Annotated in this window: 16 protein-coding genes; 9 read left to right on the top strand and 7 right to left on the bottom strand. The window is 57.8% G+C overall.

The features are described from left to right. Positions 1 to 39: 39 nt before the first annotated feature. The 3 genes from tssC to tssA all read right to left on the bottom strand — a co-directional run bounded on the left by tssC (position 40) and on the right by tssA (position 3169). On the bottom strand, positions 40 to 1536 hold the full coding sequence (gene tssC / locus ACR0NO_RS13730) for a type VI secretion system contractile sheath large subunit (RefSeq protein ID WP_480724343.1): 1497 nt from the start codon (positions 1534 to 1536) through the stop codon (positions 40 to 42). Positions 1537 to 1539: 3 nt separating this feature from the next. Beyond that, positions 1540 to 2055, bottom strand: a complete 516-nt coding sequence (tssB, locus tag ACR0NO_RS13725; protein WP_170378441.1) for a type VI secretion system contractile sheath small subunit — start codon at positions 2053 to 2055, stop codon at positions 1540 to 1542. A gap of 67 nt (positions 2056 to 2122) precedes the next feature. Beyond that, on the bottom strand, positions 2123 to 3169 hold the full coding sequence (tssA, locus tag ACR0NO_RS13720) for a type VI secretion system protein TssA (protein WP_480724342.1): 1047 nt from the start codon (positions 3167 to 3169) through the stop codon (positions 2123 to 2125). Positions 3170 to 3536: 367 nt separating this feature from the next. On the opposite strand from tssA, the gene ACR0NO_RS13715 reads away from it, so the two are divergent. From ACR0NO_RS13715 to ACR0NO_RS13695, 5 genes are read left to right on the top strand one after another with little or no spacing between them, the layout of a single operon-like run. Next, complete coding sequence (locus tag ACR0NO_RS13715; RefSeq protein WP_170467424.1) at positions 3537 to 3953, top strand: hypothetical protein; 417 nt, start codon at positions 3537 to 3539, stop codon at positions 3951 to 3953. 3 nt (positions 3954 to 3956) lie between these two features. Continuing rightward, entirely contained in the window at positions 3957 to 4577 is a 621-nt protein-coding gene (locus ACR0NO_RS13710; RefSeq protein ID WP_480724341.1) for a MotA/TolQ/ExbB proton channel family protein, read from the top strand. A gap of 10 nt (positions 4578 to 4587) precedes the next feature. Beyond that, complete coding sequence (locus ACR0NO_RS13705; RefSeq protein WP_480724340.1) at positions 4588 to 5016, top strand: ExbD/TolR family protein; 429 nt, start codon at positions 4588 to 4590, stop codon at positions 5014 to 5016. Continuing rightward, positions 5013 to 5423: an ExbD/TolR family protein gene (locus ACR0NO_RS13700; protein ID WP_170767561.1), complete on the top strand. Its 411-nt coding sequence runs from the start codon at positions 5013 to 5015 to the stop codon at positions 5421 to 5423. Before ACR0NO_RS13705 ends, ACR0NO_RS13700 begins: the two co-directional genes overlap by 4 nt. After that, on the top strand, positions 5420 to 6772 hold the full coding sequence (locus ACR0NO_RS13695) for a DUF4384 domain-containing protein (RefSeq protein WP_480724339.1): 1353 nt from the start codon (positions 5420 to 5422) through the stop codon (positions 6770 to 6772). Before ACR0NO_RS13700 ends, ACR0NO_RS13695 begins: the two co-directional genes overlap by 4 nt. Positions 6773 to 6784: 12 nt before the next feature. On the opposite strand, the gene ACR0NO_RS13690 is transcribed toward ACR0NO_RS13695, so the two are convergent. Continuing rightward, a complete protein-coding gene (locus ACR0NO_RS13690) occupies positions 6785 to 10336 on the bottom strand; it encodes a PA14 domain-containing protein (RefSeq protein WP_480724338.1) in 3552 nt (1183 codons plus the stop codon). A gap of 180 nt (positions 10337 to 10516) precedes the next feature. On the opposite strand from ACR0NO_RS13690, the gene ACR0NO_RS13685 reads away from it, so the two are divergent. From ACR0NO_RS13685 to ACR0NO_RS13675, 3 genes are read left to right on the top strand one after another with little or no spacing between them, the layout of a single operon-like run. Continuing rightward, positions 10517 to 12223 (top strand): ABC transporter transmembrane domain-containing protein, encoded by a 1707-nt coding sequence (locus ACR0NO_RS13685; protein ID WP_480724337.1) that lies wholly within the window; start codon positions 10517 to 10519, stop codon positions 12221 to 12223. After that, a complete protein-coding gene (locus tag ACR0NO_RS13680; RefSeq protein ID WP_480724336.1) occupies positions 12220 to 14310 on the top strand; it encodes an ABC transporter transmembrane domain-containing protein in 2091 nt (696 codons plus the stop codon). The genes ACR0NO_RS13685 and ACR0NO_RS13680 overlap by 4 nt, the downstream gene beginning before the upstream one ends. A 2-nt stretch (positions 14311 to 14312) precedes the next feature. Then, complete coding sequence (locus ACR0NO_RS13675) at positions 14313 to 15641, top strand: HlyD family type I secretion periplasmic adaptor subunit (protein WP_480724335.1); 1329 nt, start codon at positions 14313 to 14315, stop codon at positions 15639 to 15641. 6 nt (positions 15642 to 15647) lie between these two features. Here ACR0NO_RS13675 and ACR0NO_RS13670 read toward each other — a convergent pair whose 3' ends face one another. Genes ACR0NO_RS13670 through ACR0NO_RS13660 form a run of 3 tightly spaced genes read right to left on the bottom strand, consistent with a single transcriptional unit; the run spans position 15648 to position 17697 of the window. Further along, entirely contained in the window at positions 15648 to 16442 is a 795-nt protein-coding gene (locus tag ACR0NO_RS13670; protein ID WP_480724334.1) for an iron chelate uptake ABC transporter family permease subunit, read from the bottom strand. Beyond that, positions 16442 to 17182 (bottom strand): metal ABC transporter ATP-binding protein, encoded by a 741-nt coding sequence (locus tag ACR0NO_RS13665; RefSeq protein WP_480724333.1) that lies wholly within the window; start codon positions 17180 to 17182, stop codon positions 16442 to 16444. Before ACR0NO_RS13665 ends, ACR0NO_RS13670 begins: the two co-directional genes overlap by 1 nt. A gap of 2 nt (positions 17183 to 17184) precedes the next feature. Next, positions 17185 to 17697, bottom strand: a complete 513-nt coding sequence (locus ACR0NO_RS13660; RefSeq protein ID WP_480724332.1) for a transcriptional repressor — start codon at positions 17695 to 17697, stop codon at positions 17185 to 17187. 57 nt (positions 17698 to 17754) lie between these two features. On the opposite strand from ACR0NO_RS13660, the gene ACR0NO_RS13655 reads away from it, so the two are divergent. Continuing rightward, positions 17755 to 18927, top strand: a complete 1173-nt coding sequence (locus ACR0NO_RS13655) for a zinc ABC transporter substrate-binding protein (RefSeq protein ID WP_480724331.1) — start codon at positions 17755 to 17757, stop codon at positions 18925 to 18927. The last annotated feature ends 36 nt before the right edge of the window (positions 18928 to 18963 follow it).

Raw genomic sequence — 18963 nt, 5'->3', positions numbered from 1 at the left:
GCAGTGAAACACATCACATGCCGCCATTTTTTTTGACCTTTATCCAGCTTTTTCGGATGGAAGTTTCGATACGAGTCGCAGAGAGACTGACAGGCCTTCCAGCTGATAGTGCGGGCGCAGGAAGAATTTGGACGTGTAATAGCCTGGATTGCCTTCGACATCTTCCACAACCACTTCGGCCGAGGCCAAAGGCTTACGTGCTTTTTCTGCTTCAGCCGAGATATCGGCGTTGAAGTCCACGTATTGGTTGATCCAGCCCTGCAGCCATGATTCCATGTCCTGGCGGCTTTTGAACGAGCCAACTTTGTCACGCACCATGCATTTCAGGTAATGCGCGAATCGGCAGGTCGCGAACAGATAGGGCAAGCGCGCAGCCAGGTTGGCGTTCGCGGTTGCATCCGCATCATCATATTCCGCCGGCTTGTGCAGCGATTGCGCGCCGATGAAGGTCGCCGAATCGCTATTCTTGCGGTGGATCAGAGGCATCATGCCGTTCTTGGCCAGTTCCGCCTCGCGACGGTCCGAAATCGCGATCTCGGTCGGGCACTTCATGTCCACGCCGCCATCGTCGGTTGGGAAGGTATGCGCGGGCAGGCCCTCGACCGTGCCACCGCTTTCCACGCCGCGAATACGCGAGCACCAGCCATATTCCTTGAAGGACCGGTTGATGTTCACCGCCATACCATAGGCCGCGTTGACCCAGTTATATTTGTCACTGGTTGCACCGCTGGTGTCTTCTTCGAACGCGAATTCCTCAACCGGTTCGGTTTTGGAGCCATAAGGCAGACGACCCAAGAAGCGGGGCATTGCCAGACCGACATATTTCGCATCTTCACTGTCGCGCAACGACCGCCATGCGGCATATTCCGGAGTCTGGAAGATTTTGGTCAGATCACGCGGGTTGGCCAGTTCCGACCAGCTGTCCATCTGGAACAGGCTGGGCTTGGCCCCGGTGATCAGCGGTGCATGCGCGGCTGCGGCGATCTTGGACATCTCGCCCAATAGCTCGATGTCCTGCGGGCTGTGGTCAAAGTGATAATCTGCCACCAGCGAACCATAAGGCTCACCACCGAACTGGCCGAACTCTTCTTCATAGAGTTTCTTGAAGATCGGAGACTGATCCCATGCGGTCCCTTTGAACTTGCGCAGGGTCTTGTGCATGTCCTTCTTCGAGATGTTCATCACGCGAATTTTCAACATCTCGTCGGTTTCGGTGTTGTTCACCAAATAGTGCAGACCACGCCACGCGCTTTCCATCTGCTGGAAATCGGCATGGTGCAGGATCAGGTTGACCTGTTCGGTCAGCTTCTTGTCGATCTCAGCAATGATCCCTTCGATCGAGCGCAGCGCGTCGTCCGAGATCAGGCCGGTATTGGCCAGTGCCTGTTCGGCCAGCGTCTTGACTGCGCTTTCAACGGCGGTTTTCGCCTGATCCGACTTAGGGCGGAACTCTTTCGTCAGAAGCGCCTCGAATTCCGAGGATCCAAACGCGGTTGCGCCTTCGGCGGCTTCTACCTTGGCTTCTTCTTCGGCCATCTTTTACTCCTCCTCGGCGGCGTCAGCGCCGGGTTTGGGCTGGGCTGCCAGTGTCTTCAGCAGCGACGGGTCCTGCATGATCTTCGAAATCAGATCCTCGGCCCCGGTTTTTCCATCCATATATGTCATCAAGTTGGACAGCTGGGTGCGCGCGTCCAGCAGCTCCTTGAGAGGCTCAACCTTCGCGGCAATCGCGGCGGGGCTGAAATCATCCATGCTCTCGAACGTGATATCGACGGCCAGATTGCCCTCACCCGTCAAGGTGTTCGGCACGGTAAAGGCCGCGCGCGGCGCCATCGACTTCATCCGGTCATCGAAATTGTCGACGTCAATTTCCAGGAACTTGCGGTCGGCCACGGCGGGCTGCTCGACCTCGGATTTCCCGGCAAGGTCGCTCATGACACCCATGACAAAGGGCAGCTGGACCTTCTTCTCGGCCCCATAGAGTTCAACATCATATTCGATCTGAACCCTCGGAGCCCTGTTCCGGGCTATAAATTTTTGTGAACTGTCAGCCATCTGATGCTCCTCGATTCATCCATCAGTGTTTCTTTTCAATCCGGTGTTCGGCTTGCGCCCAAACGGATCAATAATCGTCATCGTCGTCTTCTTTTATGCCGCCGATCTGGCGCACCTCGTCCAGACCCTCTTTTGCCATATCTTCGATAATTGTCAGAAAATCGGCATTCACAAGGCGCTTGGCACGCTCAAGCAAAATTGGCAGCGGGCTGGAGGGCTCGCACCGGGCATAATAATCCATGATGCGTTCCAGCATCCGCGTGACATCCTCGGGCGTGTTGATCGCCCCACCGCCGCCACCGCCCGACGCCATCGGCGCGGCCGGGGCACCCGTTGGGCTGCTTGGGCTGTCATCGTCGCCGGAATCGTCTGCTTCGGCCTCACCCACATCGGCATAGCTGGCCAACGCTTGCTTAATGCTTTTCAGCGCATCAGACAGAGGCGTCAGATCCGGGCCTTCGCCGGGAGTTTTGTCGCTGAAAACAGCGTCGATTGCCTCAACATCATCGAGAGCCGCGGACGCTGCATCGGCATTGGCCTCCAACACCTCGTCATCGGTGTCTTTGAACGCGGCGGCAACCCCGGTTGCATCCGGCGCGTCGTCCAGATCCGCGGGCATGTTGATGCGACCCTCGGCGACATCCAGATGGCGCAGGGTCATCCGACCGAACATGCGGCTGTCTGTCAAAGCGGTCCGACGCAAGGCGCGTACCATCCGATCAGACGAGGCCAGACCGCGAACCGCATTGATGCGCATCGTGGCATCGCCGTCATCTTCATCCAGCTCGGGGTGGCAGGTATCCCAATTGTCTTCCAGCAGGGATTTCACATAGCCCACGGCCGAGGCAAAGGCGGGCAGACCCTTGGTGTGCAAAACCGCCTCGGCCAGATAGATCGCGGCGCGAATGTCATGGCTTTTATCCATGACGGCCAGGGCTTTCTCCTCGACATCGCGCCAGTCCTGTTCTTCGGCCGCGACGACCTCATCGCCCATCTGACGCTCTTCGCCCGGCTGAGCCGCGATCTCAAGGTCCGTAAAGGCCGGATCGTATTCCAGATTTTCTCCGCTGGGGGGTTCGTCGTCTCTGGGCTCCAGATAAGATGAAAGGTCCATTTTATTCCCAATACCGTCCTGTTCGATCGCAGCTTGTTGTTCTTGTTGAATCGCTTACAGCAGCGCCTGCAATCTTGTGTATGAATTAGTTCACATGATGGCGAAACTCGCAAACACTTCCAGTTTCCTCTGCGGTTTGTGTGGTTAATCGGTCGCAATGTGCAGACCAGGTCGAGATCAATATACACATTTTCCTGATCCGCCGTACCGTTTGTTTACGCTAGGGCAAGTTCATTGTTCCGACGCGAACGTGACCCATTGCAGAAATATCTTCCCGCATGCGCCCTGTTTCTGCAATGTTCAGTGCTAAGACCCGCGACGCATGACATCGGATGTGGGTTCAACGACCGGCAGCAGAGGTAGGAAGATGAGAAAATCCCTTTTCGGCGCAGTTGCATTGACACTGATGGCCGCAACCGCGCAGGCCGATGAGGGCCGCCTTGGTATCGAACTGAACAAATTCGAACCCGCCGAAAACGGCGGATGCCGCGCGTTCTTCCTGTTTCGCAACCAGACTGACAACAGTTTCGAAGAATTCGAGATGTCGCTGGCCATCCTCGACAGCAATGGCGTGATCGACCGGCTACTGTCCATCGACGCGGCCCCCCTGCCCGTTCAACGCACGGTGCTTAAACTGTTCGAAATCCCCGAGATCGAATGCTCCAATATCTCAGAGGTGCTGCTGCACGACCTGCCGGCCTGCAAGCCCCAGAACGCCGAGCCTCTGGATTGCTTCCCACTGCTGGCGCTGGGCAGCAAGACCTCAGCCAATCTGGCGCAATAGATCATGTTCGGGCTCGAGACACTGGGCGCAGGAGGCCCAATCATCGCAATCCTTGGCGCGTTGTCGCTGCTCTCGGTCACTTTGATTGTCATCAAAGCGATGCAACTGGCCCCGGTTCGGTCCGGCGGAGGCGCGAGGGACACGGCGCTGGTGCAATGGTCCAAGGGCGAAAAGCAGGCGGCACAGGCCGCTGTCGCTGCGGGGAAATCTCCGGCTGATCGCGTCTGCGCCTATGCCATGCAGGCGCTGAACGATGGGTTCAAGGGGCCCGCCTTGATGGCCGAACTCACACGTCGCGGCAATCAGGAATTCGCCGCCATGAACACATGGATTCGCGTGCTGGAGCTGATCGCGATGATCTCGCCCCTGCTCGGCCTGTTGGGGACTGTGACCGGTATGATCCAGTCGTTTCAGGAGTTGGAGCTGGCGCAAGGCGCGGCCAATGCCTCGGTCCTTGCGGGCGGGATCTGGCAGGCCTTGCTGACCACCGCCGCCGGTCTGTTGGTCGCCATCCCCGCCGCTGTCGGGGCATCGCTGTTATCGGGCCGCGCAGAAGCGGGCGCTCAGGCGATCGAGAACGCGGTCGGGCAGTTGATGGTGATCGAGGAACGCGGCACGCAGTAAGGGTTCACACATGTCCGCCGAGCTTAGCCTGAACAGACGCAGACCGACACGGCCCCTGATCTCGCTGGTGCCGATGATCGACGTGATGCTGATCCTGCTGGTGTTCTTCATGGTGACCTCGACCTATCTGAACCTCGACATGATCCCGGCATTGGCTCAATCGGATCGCCCTGCACCCTCCGGCACCTCAGGCGAACCCGCCAGCGCCGTAGTGATCCGTATCGGAGGCGACGGCGCGCCCTATTTCCGCGGGCAATCACTGACCTCTGAGGAGCTTGAGGCACTGTTGTCCGACAGAATAGCCCAGGCCCCGGCAACTCCGGTGATCGTACTTCCCACTGGCAGCGCCCGCATGCAGGCGCTGGTTACTGTCATGGACGTGGTCACCCGCGCAGGCGTGACCAACATGCGCGTCGTCCGGCTGGAGGCGCGCCCGTGAAGATCACCCGCCCTGCCCCGCGCCATCACCCCGAAACCATAATCGCCCTGATAGATGTCGTCTTTTTTCTACTGGTCTTCTTCATGCTCATCGGACGCATGGACGCCACCGCGCCATTCGACGTGACCCCGCCGGTGTCGCAATCCGGAGCGGATATGCCAGCGGGAGGATTGACCCTGTCGGTCAGCGCTGATGGCCAATTGGCCCTGGACGGAACAGAGCTTTCGGCGGATCAGATCGCGCTATCGGTCGAGGAGGCGCTGTCCGAACAGCCCGACCTGCTGCTCCGCATCAACGCCCATCAGGATGCCGCCCTACGAGAGGTCTTGCCCTTGATCGCCACGTTCGAGGCGATGGGCGCGCGGGATGTGGTGCTGGTCGTTACACCTCCGGGTCCGGTCCGGTGACGCGCACTCCTTTGATATGGGGCACTGCGCTGTTCTGCTCGGTCACAATTCACGCCGTGGCTGCGGTTGTTCTGCTTTGGTCTACAGAGCCTGAACCCGTGATCGAGCAGCCCGTACCGGAAACACGGATGCAGCTTTCGGCGCATCAGGTGAAACAAAGCACCGCGGCGCAGGCGCAGCCGGATACAGAGACGACCTCAACCGAAGAAACAAGCGGCGCACGATTGGCGCAGGGCGCTATTCCACAATCCTCGGCCCCAGAGATTGCCCCGAATGCTCTAAGTCTCGCAGTCAGCGACGAGGTGGCCAACCAAACGCAGGCTCTGACGGCCGTTCCGGACAAGCCCCAACCTGTCGTTGCCGAACAGGCGGTTGCGGTGTCTCTGGCCTCGGCCGAGTTGCCGACGACCACGCTGTCATCCAACCGCGCGCCGACGGATACAGTGGCGTTGACACAACCTTCCTTTGATACCGCTCAGGCCGTGCAGGCGCGGCCCGTCGCTTTGACCCAAACCCAACCGGACGTCCCAAAGGCCAAGGCGGCCGATGTGTTTTCGGCAACCGGCGATTCCCCGATTGATCCCGTAAGCCTCGCCGCCTTTCAAAGTTTCACGCGCCCTGAAGATGCGGGCCAGGCGGCTGAAGACCTGCGTGATGGCATAGACGGCCTGCTGGCGCAGGTACCGTGCTCACGCCTTCAGGTGCAGTTCCGCCCAGAAACAAATACCCTCGAACTGATCGGTCACATCCCTGAAAACGGGCTACGCGGACCTGTCCTGTCGGCGCTTCAGGCGCAGATGGGGGCCAATATTCAGGTCACTGACAATCTGCTGATCCTCCCCCGACCCCAATGCGGCGCGCTTAGCGGGATTGTCGATGTGGGCTTGCCACAATCGACTGACCAGATCACCAACCCCCTGCTGGTGGGCGATGATATCCACACGCGCGAGTTTCGCTACGCTTCAGGCCAGCAACTGGTCCTTGACCTGACCGGGGCCGACTACGACGCCTATATTTATGTCGACTATTTCGACGCCGACGGTCAGGTCATACATCTCAGCCCAAACGCGTCGGTCCCGTTTGCCAGAACACCCGCCAAATCTGCATTCAAAATTGGCGCTGAGAAACAAGGCGACCCCGGCCTTTTCATCACAATCGGCCCTCCATACGGACAAGAAATCGCGGTCGCCTTTGCGGCGTCGAGGCCCCTCTTTGACGAGGAAAGACCTCTGATCGAACCGGCGGGGCCTTACCTTGAGTTCCTAAAGGATCGAGTCGCCGCCGCCCGCGCCAAGGACCCGGAATTCAAAGGCGAATGGGTCTATTTTTTCATAACCACGTCCGAATAGGTCAGCCGCGGGCTACCAATCGACCCTTTCATAGGCCTCTGTCTCGATACTCATGATCTCGGAATGTGAGGGCGAGATTACGTCTTCATTCAGAACATCGTCAGCGTCGTCCTGCGCGGCATCGGATGAATCAGCATCCCAAGATGCTACATCCCCGTTGCCCGAGGCATTCCCAAAAAACGCGAATTCATCCGGCGCATCGAGTTTTGTGAGCGCATCACCATCTCCAACCTCCATCGAAAACGCGGTTGTCGATGTCACCGGCGCGCCGTTAAAGCCGGTATCCGAGATCACGATCTGGCCTTCAATTGCGCCCTCGAACCCCGGTGGTGGCGAGATTTCAAGGTAGCCGATATCCCAGCCGCTTACATCAACCGGCCCCCCATCCGACATCACCGCGGCCTCTGCGCCTACAATCAGGCTGTTGGCTGGCAACCCCTCAATTGCCACATCCGCCTGATCGCTGGCACCCGTCAGGTCAATGCCAAGCGCCAAGGTCCCGTTTTCTTCAATCGTCAGTTCCGGATTCGCCTGCACCAAGGCGCGGCCCTCTGTATCAGGGCCATCCCATTCCAGTTTTAGCCCCGCATGCCCGTAGTTTTCGAAATACCTGACCTCGATATCATGGATGCCGGGGTCGAGCTCGATCTGACCGGCTCGGGTCCTATAGGCGTGGAGGCCATCATTCTCGATCACCTCGACACCATTGACGAATAGTACGACGCCATCATCCCCTCCGGCAAAGAAGGTGTATGTGCCGCCTTCTTCGACCGAAACGCGCCCCTCCAAGCGGGCGCCGAATGTGTCTTTTGATCCGCCTTCCCAAAACGAGTCAGCGCTGTTTTTGTAGTTAATTTCAGACACGATTTCCTGATGTGCCGGGTCGGCGCTCCAATCAATGTCGTCCAATTTCGACAACCTACTTTCCGCATCGAAGTAACTGGCCTGAAATCCTACAATCACTTGCGCAGTCGGGGCAAAAACCTGCGCCGGGTGAACCTCGAATGACACTGTCTGGACAGCGTCTTGGCTACCACCGAATTCGGTTGGAGTGGAGGAACGTACCCCCACATCAATAGGGCCCGAGAAATCGAATGGAGGCTGTATGATCAGCAAATCCCCCTGCCAACCTACCATTTCCACGGTGCCGTTTTCACCGGCAGCATGGGTTTGACCGTCCACTTCAACCTGCGTTCCCAGCGGCAATCCATCCAAGGAAAACAGGGTATCGTAGCCAATTTCCAGAGCTGCTGTGTCGATATCGAAAGCGAGCGGAGTCCCCGCCACGACCTGTGCCTGAGCGACATCCGGGGCCGAAACAAGCTGTCGGACGTCAAGGCCGGGGCCATCCCATTCCAGTTTCAGGCCTGCTTCGCCCGAATTCTCAAAATAGCGAACCTCGATAGAATGCGCTCCGGGTTCGAGGTCAATCTGGCCCGTGCGTGTTTGATATCCATGTGAATCATCCTCATTGATGACCGGCACTCCATCAACAATCAGCATCGCGCCTTCGTCTGCTCCGAGATGGAAAGTGAACGTCCCGCCCTCGGAAACCTGTACCGTTCCGGAAACCTCAACGCCAAAAGTGTTTCGCGACCCGTCTTCCCAAAATGACCCGCGGCTAACTTCGTAGTCAATCTCCGTCGTGACCTCCTGATGCATGGCGGGCGCGGCCCAGTTCACGTCCTCAAGTCGCGTCACGCTGTGGTCGGCATCGAAATATTTGGCGTGAAACCCGGTGCTGATCGACATGTCGGGCCTGTCTGCAACAGAGATCGAAAGTGTCTCGGTCGTGCTTAGCCCGCCTTCGTCGATGACAGTTACGTCAATGGTCAAGGCCTCAGCCTCACTGCGATCAAGCGCAACATCTGGTTTCAGACGCAACTGCCCTCCGATCACTTCGAATCTGTCATCCGAGACCTCGACGCGGTGCGTATCACCATGATCGGGATCATCGAACCGCACTTGTCCAATCACGGCACCCGCGACATGTTCCGCCACGGTCAACTGCGCTTCGGTCAGAGTGATATTGTCAACCAACGCGCCATAAGAGTCATTCTGGCCTTCGGCCTCACGCAGTTCCAGCTTGTCCTGACCCGTTCCGACAACCTGCAGTTGGAACGTCTCCCAATCCGACGATTTGGGATCCAGTTCCGCAACCAAAGTGTCGTTCCAATACACCTCAACCGTGTCGGTGCCATTCACAAGGCGCTCGCGCAGGTCGAGGCCCAGATCATAGAGCTGCCCCTCTTGCGTCTGCACAACCTGAGAGATGCTATCCATGCCCCAGCCATGGTCCATCTCCATCACCTGATCCCCGTCCGAGGCCCGCAGCCCCCCTAGGCGGTCCCAGATCTCGATCCCGTTGGCATCGGTCCACGCACCGGATTGATCATCGTCAAACCCTCTCCACCGGCCCTGCGTAAGGTCGAATTCCTCGAAACTACCGTTCCGGATCAGGTTTTCCGTTCCGTTTTGAACAGTCAGATCAATCGGCGCTTCGTTGATATCCTGAACCGATATCGAGAATGTTTCGGTGACGCTCAAGCCTCCGGCGTCGGTCGCCTTGATACTGACTTCAATGTGATCTGCGCCCTCGTGGTCCAACGAGATACCCGGCCGCAAGCGCAATTGCCCGTCCGAGATTTCAAAGCGTCCATCCGAGATCTCATAACTGTGGGTGTCACTCAAATCAGGGTCCACGACGGAAATATTTCCAACCACCGCCCCCGTTGCGTTTTCAGCCAGGGTCGTGTTGTCCAAAGACACTTTTTCCGGGCCTTCGTTCAAATCTGCAACGTCGATTGTGAAACGCTCAGTCAAGCTCAACCCGCCCTCATCCGTAACGGTGACATCCACCTCAACGCTGCTTGCGTCTTCATGGTCGAGCGCAACGTCGGGTTTCAACCGCAACTGACCGTCGAGGATTTCGAACCGAGGGTCAGACACCTCAAACTGATGCGGCCCATCCGAGTCTGGATCAAACACCGAAATGGTCCCGACCACCGCGCCTTCATCGTTCTCTGATAGGCTTGAGCCATCAAGCATGAAATCCTTGGGGGCTTGGTTTTGTTCTTCCAGTGGCTGAGGGGGCAAAGCTGCAGGAATTGTCGGAGGGGTGGGTGTATTCGGCTCGACCACAGGCGCATTTTCCGGCAATTCGGCCGATGCATCGGCAGTAGGAAGTGGTCCGACAGTTGTTTCCGCAGAGGAGACCATCCCTTGATACTCCGATTGCCCACTGGCGCCAGATGGGCTTGTATTCACAGACGACCCAGCCCGTGCGACAACGCTTTGCGGCGCGCTTGTTTTGTCTAAAATAGCACCTTCTTCAACCATCCCGTTTTCAGCGAAAGTGACACGAGTCGAGGGCGCTCCACCACTGGTCTGGGCTTCATCCAGCACCCCTTGCGCCTGTTCGCCCGTATGCAGAGTACTCCTGGTCGGGTCCTCAGCCGAACTTGCAGGTGCCCGTGAAAGGTGTTCTGCAATATCCTGCTTTTCGCTTTGCGCAGCCCTCGCGGAATTCGCTTGAAAATTCAGATTGATGTCCGGCTTTTTCATCGCAAAACCCCGATTTACCTACTGACGATTCCCAAAAACCAGTAGCACGCGGAGCTTTCTCGAAAGTTACTGAAATACATGAAATTTTTTCTAAATTTAGCGCATCACGCGACCTGATGTTTACTCGTTTTTAAAAGCCTCGACCCCAGACCTAGGGGGCAAATGAACGGGCGTTAACACATGAAAGCGAACAGGTCGGTCAAGCGCAGAACAAGGCTGCGGATGGGTATTCCGCTTCTGGCGGCGTCGCTTTCCCTGAACATCTTGTCCCTTTTGGCGCCTATCACCATTCTGCTGATCTTCGACCGTATCATCCCCTTTCAATCGACCGAGACGTTGCGCCTCCTGACCTGGGCACTGGTGGTCTGTGTAGGGCTTGAGTTTGCATTGCGTTGGGCGCGTTCTGTTCTGTTGACAACCGGGGCCGAAGAGTGTGCCGTCGCCCGCCAACGCCAATTTCTGGAACAGGTATTGAACGCAAATCCGATCCGCTTCGCTCAGGACACCGCCAGCACCTATTTCGATCGCTACATGGCGATCAGCCAACTGCGAGAACACCAATCAGGTCAGAGCCAGACGCTCGCCATTGATCTGCCATTTACGATCCTGTTCGCCCTCATGATCGGCTTGATCGGAGGGTGGTTGGTTCTGGTTCCCATTGCCGCGCTCTGTATCGTTTTAGTGATTGCGGTTGTGATGAAGCATCAGCAATGGTCCCTGTTTGAGCGTCGCAAGGCACTGGATACCCGCCGCTATGCGTTCCTCTCGGCCCTGATGTCCAGCCTGTCCACGGTCAAAGCCAACCGGATGGAACCTCAGATGGCCCGAAGGTTTGAGTTGCTTGAAGACCAGACTGTCGACGTCAGCCGCAAGCTGATCCTGTTCTCGGGTTTTGCGCAGAGTTTTGGCGCTGTTTTCGGGCAGATCATGGTCGCGGCAATGGGCTTGTTGGGGGCCTATCTCGTCATTCAGAACATGATCGGAATTGCCGAATTGGCGGCCTGTATGCTTTTGAATGGTCGTATCATTCAGCCTTTGACCAAGATCATGGCGATATGGGTTCAGTCAGAAAGCGTCGCTTTATCCCGGCGGAAACTGCGCGAAATGGACAGTATCTCGCGGCAACCGCCAAGCTGGGCTACGCACAAAAAACTGAAAGGTGATTTGCGGGTCGAAGGGCTATGCCTGCCTCACCCGCAAAACAAACAGGCCCCCAGTCGCCCTGTGAGTTTTCACGTGCCAGCTGGCACTGGGATACTGATAGAAGCGGAAGAAAGCTGGATGGTCGGTGCCTTCTTCGCGACCATTTTGGGCAACCAAAAGCCCAATGCTGGCTCGTGCCTGATAGATGAGGCTGCAACAACCGAACGGCCCGCCCTTGTAGGTCGGGGCGGAATAGTGGCGCTGGAGCGCGACCCTGCGATCCTTTCAGCAACCTTGCTGGACAATCTGACCGCGTTTGGCGGCGCCGAAACGGCTGAACATGCCAAACAGATCGCTGCCGCGCTTGGTTTGGAGCAGCGTGTTCACCGGCTGCCAGAAGGCTACAATACCCAGCTGGGCAAGGGGTCGAGTTTTGAAAGCGATCCGGTCAACCGACAACTGATCGCGCTGACCCGAGCCCTTGCTTTACGCCCTCGGATGTTACTGATGAATGAACCCTCGTCTGTTCTGGACGCACCTGAGCGTCAGGCCTTGGCAACCTGTTTGAAAACGCTTTCGCCGCGCCCCACTCTGGTGATCGCAAGCCCCGACCCCCGGTTGCACCAGCTGACGGATCAATCCGCCCAGCTGGGCAACATCCGGACCTCCGATCTGCTTCAATGGCAAGAGGATGCCTATCGAGACACTGATGAAGCGTGCCGCATGAAAAGAGGTGCCGCATGACCACTTTGACGATTGAAAACACCACTCAGCTTTTCCAGTCGCTCCTGCAGGCAAGTGGTTGGAAACATGACCGAGACAGCCTGATCGAAGCGTTTCCACACTTTTCCCAACGCCTGCAGCCGGGGGACATCAAACAAACCCTGGAAAATCTCGGAATACCATTCGCACAAGTCAGGTGTCGGATGCACGAGATCGCGGCCTCGGACTGTCCTGCCTTGGTCGTACCCGATCATGGGCCAGCCTTTCTCGCGCTTAACAGCAAAGGCGCGCATGTACTGGTTGATGATGCAAAGGCGGAAAATCCGCGGTTTCAAAAGCTTCCGCGTCACCGGTGCACCCTGTTTCGGATCGATCGTTTTGCCTTTAACCGAACCACGAAAACGCAGATCACCGTATCACAGGCCTTTCGCGACCTCCGCCCGATCCTGCCGGGTCTTTTGTTTGTCTCCCTGCTCAGCAACATTTTGGGCCTTTTCACCCCGCTGCTCATGATGGCAGTATACGACCGGATCATCCCGTCGGGATCTGTTGACATGCTGCTGTCACTGGCCGTTGGGGTCGCCGTCGTCGCGGCGACGGACATGGGCTTTCGCCACATGCGCACGCGCTCGCTGACATATATTGGCTGGCGCGGCGAACAAAAGCTGATGACAGCCTTGTTCCGAAAACTGATGTCCCTGCCACTGGGCCAAATGCAAAGCTCAGGCGTGAACCAACACCTGTCCCGGTTCCGCCAATTCGAGGCCCTCCGAGAGATGTTTACCGGGCAGATGATTACCACGCTTCTGGACCTACCCTTTGCCTTACTGTTCCTCGCCGTTCTGCTCTATCTTGCGCCAAGCGTTGGGCTTTGGACATTTGGCTTGGCGGTGGCTTTGGCAATAGTGGGATTGATCACGATCCCACGTCAAAAACAGCTCGAAAGGAAAGCCGCACGGGGCGCCTCACTCAGCCAGCTGGCGGTACAAGACGCAATCGTCCATCAAGGCGCCTTCGCAAATCTCGGCATGCAAACGCCTTGGCTCCAACGCTGCATGCCTTTGATCGAAACCAGTGAGGAAAGCACAAAGCGCGCTCGGCAATTTCAAGCACTTGCGCAGTCATTGGGGCAAACAATTGCGGCCGTAGCCACAACCGGTGCAATTATATTGTGCGCCCATGCCGCGATGTCCGGAGCTTTGAGTTTTGGCGCTCTGATCGCCTCAATCGCCTTGGTGTCAAAGATCTTCGGACCCATTCAGGCGCTGTATACCGGATTTCCGCAGCTTATGTCTTTCCAGGCCAGCCGCAGCCAGGCAGACCGGGTGCTGTTCCTGCCGCAAGAGATGGAGCTTGGCCTCGGCTGGTCCCACCAAAAAGCGCTGAACGGTTCCATCGTGTTTTCTTCGGTTACATACCGCCCGGATCCACTCCGCCCTCCGATCCTGTCGCAAGTCAGTCTGGCATTTAAGCCGGGCGAAGTCGTGGTTGTCCTGAGCAGCGACACAGCCGCGCGTGCCGCCATTCTGGATCTAATCGATGGTCTGGCCTCCCCGATTGGGGGAACGATCGAGCACGACGGGATCGACATCCGCCAAATCGCGCGGGACGAGCTGCGCGAATCGGTCACCTACGCGACTTACGAGAAATCACTGTTCTATGGCACAGTTGCGCAGAATTTCCGTTTGGCCGCGCCGTCCATTTCCGACATGGGAATTCAAGCCTCGCTGGATCGGATGGGCTTACGACAAGGGCACAGTATGCTGCCAGACGGTGCGCAGACGCGCCTTTCCGATGAAGCCCTTTCGCAAATGCCAGATGAGATTTTGAAATCTCTCACCCTCGCACGTAGCATGGCACGACCAGCCTCGGTCTACCTGTTCTCGGAACCGACAAACGGACTGAACGACACTCGCCGTCAAGCGTTCAAAACATGGGTCAAGGATAAGGCCGGGGGCCACACTGTGATCATCGCGACCGCAGATCGTTCGTTTCTGAACATCGCCGATCGATTCATCTATCTCAACGCGGGCCAGGTTGCTGTGAACGACACCGGAGAAGTCGGGCGCAAGAAGATGTGGGCCGCCCTGAAAACGCTTGGAGCTTGAAGATGGTTTTCCGAACACATTCCGCAAACCGAGAAGGACTGCTTGACCGCAGCGCTCGACGAAAGCGTGCCCGCGCGCCTCGGTTCGCGGCGTTTCTCGCGCTAGCTATCACCGGTTTTCTTGCCAGTCTGATCGCTTTGTCATGGCGGACCGATGTCCCACAGATCACACGCGCGCCGGGCACCATCGTTCCCATGGGCCACTATGTTCAGATTGAAACCATGGAAGGCGGGATTGTCCGTTCAGTCCATGTGCAGGACGGTCAAACTGTGGAAATCGGTGATGTTCTTGTCCAGTTGCACCACCCGGAACTGACACAAGAGATGGAGGTCCTGTCCGCGCAAGCCTCCTCTGTCGCGCGGGATCTAGGAAATGCACAGGCCGTGCTTGCCATGCTTGAAGGCGATGCTCCGCAGAGGTCCACCCAGATACAAACGCTTAGAAATTCAGGTCTGACGACGGCTGCTGCCCGTATTGAGCTATTTCTCGAAAGCCAGAAGGTTCAGCGCGTTTCGATTGAGCAGCAAACCAAGACATTGCAAATTCTTGAAGACGCCGCAGCGTTCGCGCGCCAAAGGGTCACAAAGAAAGAGCAGGTTCTGGATCGCTACGCGAAGCTGCAGACACAGGGTCTGAAATCTCTCAGTGATTTTCTGGAAGAAGAAGACGAAGTCGACGCCATGCGCGCCGCTGCCGAAGACGCCCGTGTGCGCGTTGCCGAGGCGCGCAACGCTTTGACCCTTGCAAAAGCGGTACTCGCGGAAGAGGCCCTAACCCTGAGAGAGGACGTGCTGACCCGCATCAACGCGCTGGAACATGAACATCATCAGTTGCGGACCGCGCAGAAACTCGTAGATGCCAGGCTTGCCGACCTGCGCCTGATCGCTCCGGTGCGTGGCGTGATCCAGTCGGTTGCCTCACCCAATCCCGGTGAGGTTATTGCCCCGGGCGAAACGCTCTATGAAGTGCTTCCGACCCGGCAGACCTTGATGGTCGAGGCGCGCATTCCCAATTCCGAGGTGGGGCATGTGGCTCTGGAACACCCGGTGGCGATCAGCGTCGATACGTTCGATGCCCGCCGTTTTGGCAAGGTTGAGGCGCGGTTGCTGTCGGTCCACCCCCTGCCCATGACCGACGAACAAACGGGCGAGACCTATTTCCGGGCCTCCTTCGCTCTGGCAGGCTCAACCATCGGCACCGGCGCGTTCAACCGTCCGCTGCAGGCGGGTATGACCGTTGTGGCCGAAATGACAACGGGTGAGCAGACACTTCTCAGCTATCTGTTGAAACCGGTCCAACTGACGTTGGAGCGCGCATTTAATGAAAGGTAGGGCGTTCTACCGCCTGTGACCTTTCCATCCCAGCAGGCTGAAACAGGCAAACAAGATTGCCGCGACGCATACAATTGATGGCCCTGCAGGAGTGTCGAAAACGTAAGCAGCCCGCAAACCGGCTACGGCGGAAACCGCTCCGATGGCCGCAGCGATCAAGGCCATGGACTCGGGTGATCGGGCGAGGCTGCGCGCAGCGGCGGCCGGAATGATCAGCAAGGCTGCGATCAGAAGAACGCCCACGACCTTGATTGCCACCGCGACGGTCACCGCCAGAGACAGGGTCAGGATCAATTGCTCGCGCTTGGGATCATAGCCGCTGGCATAGGCCAGTTCTTCGTTCAGGGTCGCGGTCAATAGCTGCGACCAGCGCCATCCGATCAGGGCAACGACCAGTGCCGCACCGCCCCAGATCACGGCGAGGTCCGCGCGCGAAACAGCCAGAATATCGCCGAAAAGGTAGGCCATCAGGTCAATGCGGACACCTGAAAGGAATGACACGGCGACGAGGCCAAAGGCCAGTGCAGAATGGGCCAGAACGCCCAATAGTGTATCCATCGCGTATCCCCGCCCGGACAGCAAAGTAACCGTCAACGCCATCACCAGAGCTACGGCCAATGCGCCCGCGAAGATAGACATCTGGAAGGTTAGTGACAGCGCAACGCCCAGAATGGCCGCATGCGCGGTTGCGTCGCCGAAATAGGCCATTCGGCGCCAGACTACGAAACATCCCAGCGGAGCCGCCGCAAAAGCCACACCAATCCCGGCCAGTGTCGCACGGGTCATAAAGTCATCCAGCATTATTCTGCAGCGTCCTGAGAGCTATGATCGTGGTCGTGATGATGATCGTGGTCATGCCGGTACAGCGCCAGCGCTCCTCCGGTCCCGGTCCCAAACAAGGCGCGGTATTCAGGGGCTGAGGCCACAACGGCGGGCGAGCCTTCGCAACAGACATGACCGTTCAGGCAGATCACCCGGTCCGAGGCGCTCATGACCACGTGCAATTCGTGGCTGATCATCAAAATCGCGCAGCCGGTCTCGCGGCGCACGGTATCAATCTGCCGATAAAAGGCCGCTGAACCCGGTTGATCCAAACCCTGCGTCGCTTCGTCCAGCAAAAGGATATCCGGGTGGTTGATCAAGGCCCGCGCCAGCAGCACGCGCTGAAACTGCCCGCCGGACAATTTTGTCATCTGCCGCTTCAACAGATCTGGCACGCCTGCTTCCTCAAGCGCCTCGGCACAGCGGGCGCGGCTGACGCGATTGGTAAGGCGCATGAAGCGCTCGACTGAAATGGGAAGGGTCGGATCGATATGCAGTTTCTGCGGCACGTAACCGATCCGTAGCCCTTGTTTGCGCGTGATGCGCCCTTTGGCCGGTTTGGTGGCCCCGATAATGGCGCGCAGAAGGCTTGTCTTGCCGGACCCGTTCGGCCCGACAATTGTCACGATCTCACCGGGTTCGATGATCATATGGACATGGCGCAGCACGGTATTGGCCCCGTAGCTCACGCTCAGGTCTTCAACGGTGACAAGGGACATTGCTAGGCCTTTTCGGTGCAGTCAGAGCAGAGACCTTCGGCTTCTACTACAGTACGTTCGATTTCAAAACCCACGGCGCGGGCGGCATCGCCAAGGGCCCCGCTATCAACGGCCGAGGAAGCTTCGGCCACCGCGTCGCACCCTCGGCAGATCATGAACACCGGCGAATGCGTTGCCCCCGGATGGGCGCAGGCCACAAAAGCGTTCAGGCGTTCGATCTTATGGACAAACCCGTTTTCGACCAGAAAATCCAAGGCCCGATAGGCCACGGGCGGCTGTGAGCCGAATCCCTCATCCCGTAAGCGATCGAGGATGGCATAGGCGCCAAGCGCCCTGTGTTCTTGCAACAGCATTTCCAGCACCTTGTGACGCACAGGCGTCAGGCGCAGACCCTCGGCGCTGCATTTTGCCTCGGCCATGGCAAGGCCGGTTTCCACGCAGGACACGTGGTCATGATCATGGAACCCCACCGGCGCAGCTTCGCTGATCAAGTTCTGTTGCCTCTGACTTGTCATGTTATCTTATATCATATATGCCGCGATTAAATGTTATAAAATCACACAGAGGGTCCAATGTCCAGAAACCTCCTTTCCATTTCGATCACCGCTACATTGCTGGGCGGAACAGCCATGGCGGACGCCCCGAATGTGGCCGTTGACATTGCCCCGGTGCATTCACTTGTGGCCCGTGTGATGGACGGCGTGGGCGAACCCAGCCTGATCGTTCAGCCGGGTGCCTCACCCCATGAATACAATCTGCGCCCGTCCGAGGCGGCAGCTCTGCAAGAGGCGGATCTGGTTTTCTGGATCGGCGAAGATCTGACGCCGTGGATGGAAAACGCTGTCGAAACGCTCGCTGGCGGCGCGGCTGTAACAACGCTGCTGGAGGCGGACGGAACTACTCTGCTGGACTTCCGCGAGGACGCACTGTTCGAAGCGCATGATCACGGCGATGACGAGGATCATGACGATCACGGTCATGAAGATCATGGCGATGATCACAAAGACGAACATGCGCATGATGATCATGACGATCACAAAGATGAACACGCGCATGACGATCACGACGACCACGAAGACGAACACGCCCATGATGATCACGACGATCACAAGGATGAACATGGTCACGATGATCACGACCATGACAAGGAAGATGATCACGCGCATGACGACCATGGCCATGAAGAGCACGCAGACCATGATGATCATGACGACCACGAAGGTCACGCGCATGGCGAACACGATCCGCATGCCTGGTTGTCGCCTGCAAACGCCGGAACATGGTTGAACGTGATTGCCGCTCAACTCTCGGCTGCTGACCCTGAAAACGCTGGTAAGTACTTTGAAAACGCAGCCGCCGCGCGCGCTGAGATGGAGGCGCTTTCAGCCGAGATCGCAGAAACGCTGTCCCCGGTTAAAGGTGGTAGCTTCATCGTGTTCCACGACGCTTATCAGTATTTTGAAAATGACTTCGACTTCCCGGCATCCGGTGCGATCTCGATCAGCGATGCATCCGATCCTAGCCCTGCGCGCATTGCAGAGATTCAGGGTCGCATCAAAGAAGAAGGGATTGATTGCGTTCTGTCCGAACCGCAGTTCAACCCCGGCCTGATCGCAACCGTGATGGAAGGGTCCGAGGCCAACACCGCCGTGATCGACCCACTTGGCGCCGAACTTGAACCCGGCGCGGCGCTCTATCCCCAACTTCTGCGCAATATGGCAAACACATTGGCTGAGTGCCTCTAAGGCACGCCAACGCCCGGCCGGCTCAGCGGCCGGGCC

Source organism: Ruegeria sp. CL3 (assembly GCF_056536505.1).
Note: the sequence above shows the minus strand (reverse complement) of the source record. Positions and strands in the feature narration are given on the sequence as shown.

What these genes read in the sequence shown, in the direction of transcription:
- tssC (WP_480724343.1), bottom strand. Translation starts at nt 1,536, where the DNA reads ATGGCCGAAGAAGAAGCCAAGGTAGAAGCCGCCGAAGGCGCAACCGCG.
- tssB (WP_170378441.1), bottom strand. Translation starts at nt 2,055, where the DNA reads ATGGCTGACAGTTCACAAAAATTTATAGCCCGGAACAGGGCTCCGAGG.
- tssA (WP_480724342.1), bottom strand. Translation starts at nt 3,169, where the DNA reads ATGGACCTTTCATCTTATCTGGAGCCCAGAGACGACGAACCCCCCAGC.
- ACR0NO_RS13715 (WP_170467424.1), top strand. Translation starts at nt 3,537, where the DNA reads ATGAGAAAATCCCTTTTCGGCGCAGTTGCATTGACACTGATGGCCGCA.
- ACR0NO_RS13710 (WP_480724341.1), top strand. Translation starts at nt 3,957, where the DNA reads ATGTTCGGGCTCGAGACACTGGGCGCAGGAGGCCCAATCATCGCAATC.
- ACR0NO_RS13705 (WP_480724340.1), top strand. Translation starts at nt 4,588, where the DNA reads ATGTCCGCCGAGCTTAGCCTGAACAGACGCAGACCGACACGGCCCCTG.
- ACR0NO_RS13690 (WP_480724338.1), bottom strand. Translation starts at nt 10,336, where the DNA reads ATGAAAAAGCCGGACATCAATCTGAATTTTCAAGCGAATTCCGCGAGG.
- ACR0NO_RS13685 (WP_480724337.1), top strand. Translation starts at nt 10,517, where the DNA reads ATGAAAGCGAACAGGTCGGTCAAGCGCAGAACAAGGCTGCGGATGGGT.
- ACR0NO_RS13680 (WP_480724336.1), top strand. Translation starts at nt 12,220, where the DNA reads ATGACCACTTTGACGATTGAAAACACCACTCAGCTTTTCCAGTCGCTC.
- ACR0NO_RS13675 (WP_480724335.1), top strand. Translation starts at nt 14,313, where the DNA reads ATGGTTTTCCGAACACATTCCGCAAACCGAGAAGGACTGCTTGACCGC.
- ACR0NO_RS13670 (WP_480724334.1), bottom strand. Translation starts at nt 16,442, where the DNA reads ATGCTGGATGACTTTATGACCCGTGCGACACTGGCCGGGATTGGTGTG.
- ACR0NO_RS13665 (WP_480724333.1), bottom strand. Translation starts at nt 17,182, where the DNA reads ATGTCCCTTGTCACCGTTGAAGACCTGAGCGTGAGCTACGGGGCCAAT.
- ACR0NO_RS13660 (WP_480724332.1), bottom strand. Translation starts at nt 17,697, where the DNA reads ATGACAAGTCAGAGGCAACAGAACTTGATCAGCGAAGCTGCGCCGGTG.
- ACR0NO_RS13655 (WP_480724331.1), top strand. Translation starts at nt 17,755, where the DNA reads ATGTCCAGAAACCTCCTTTCCATTTCGATCACCGCTACATTGCTGGGC.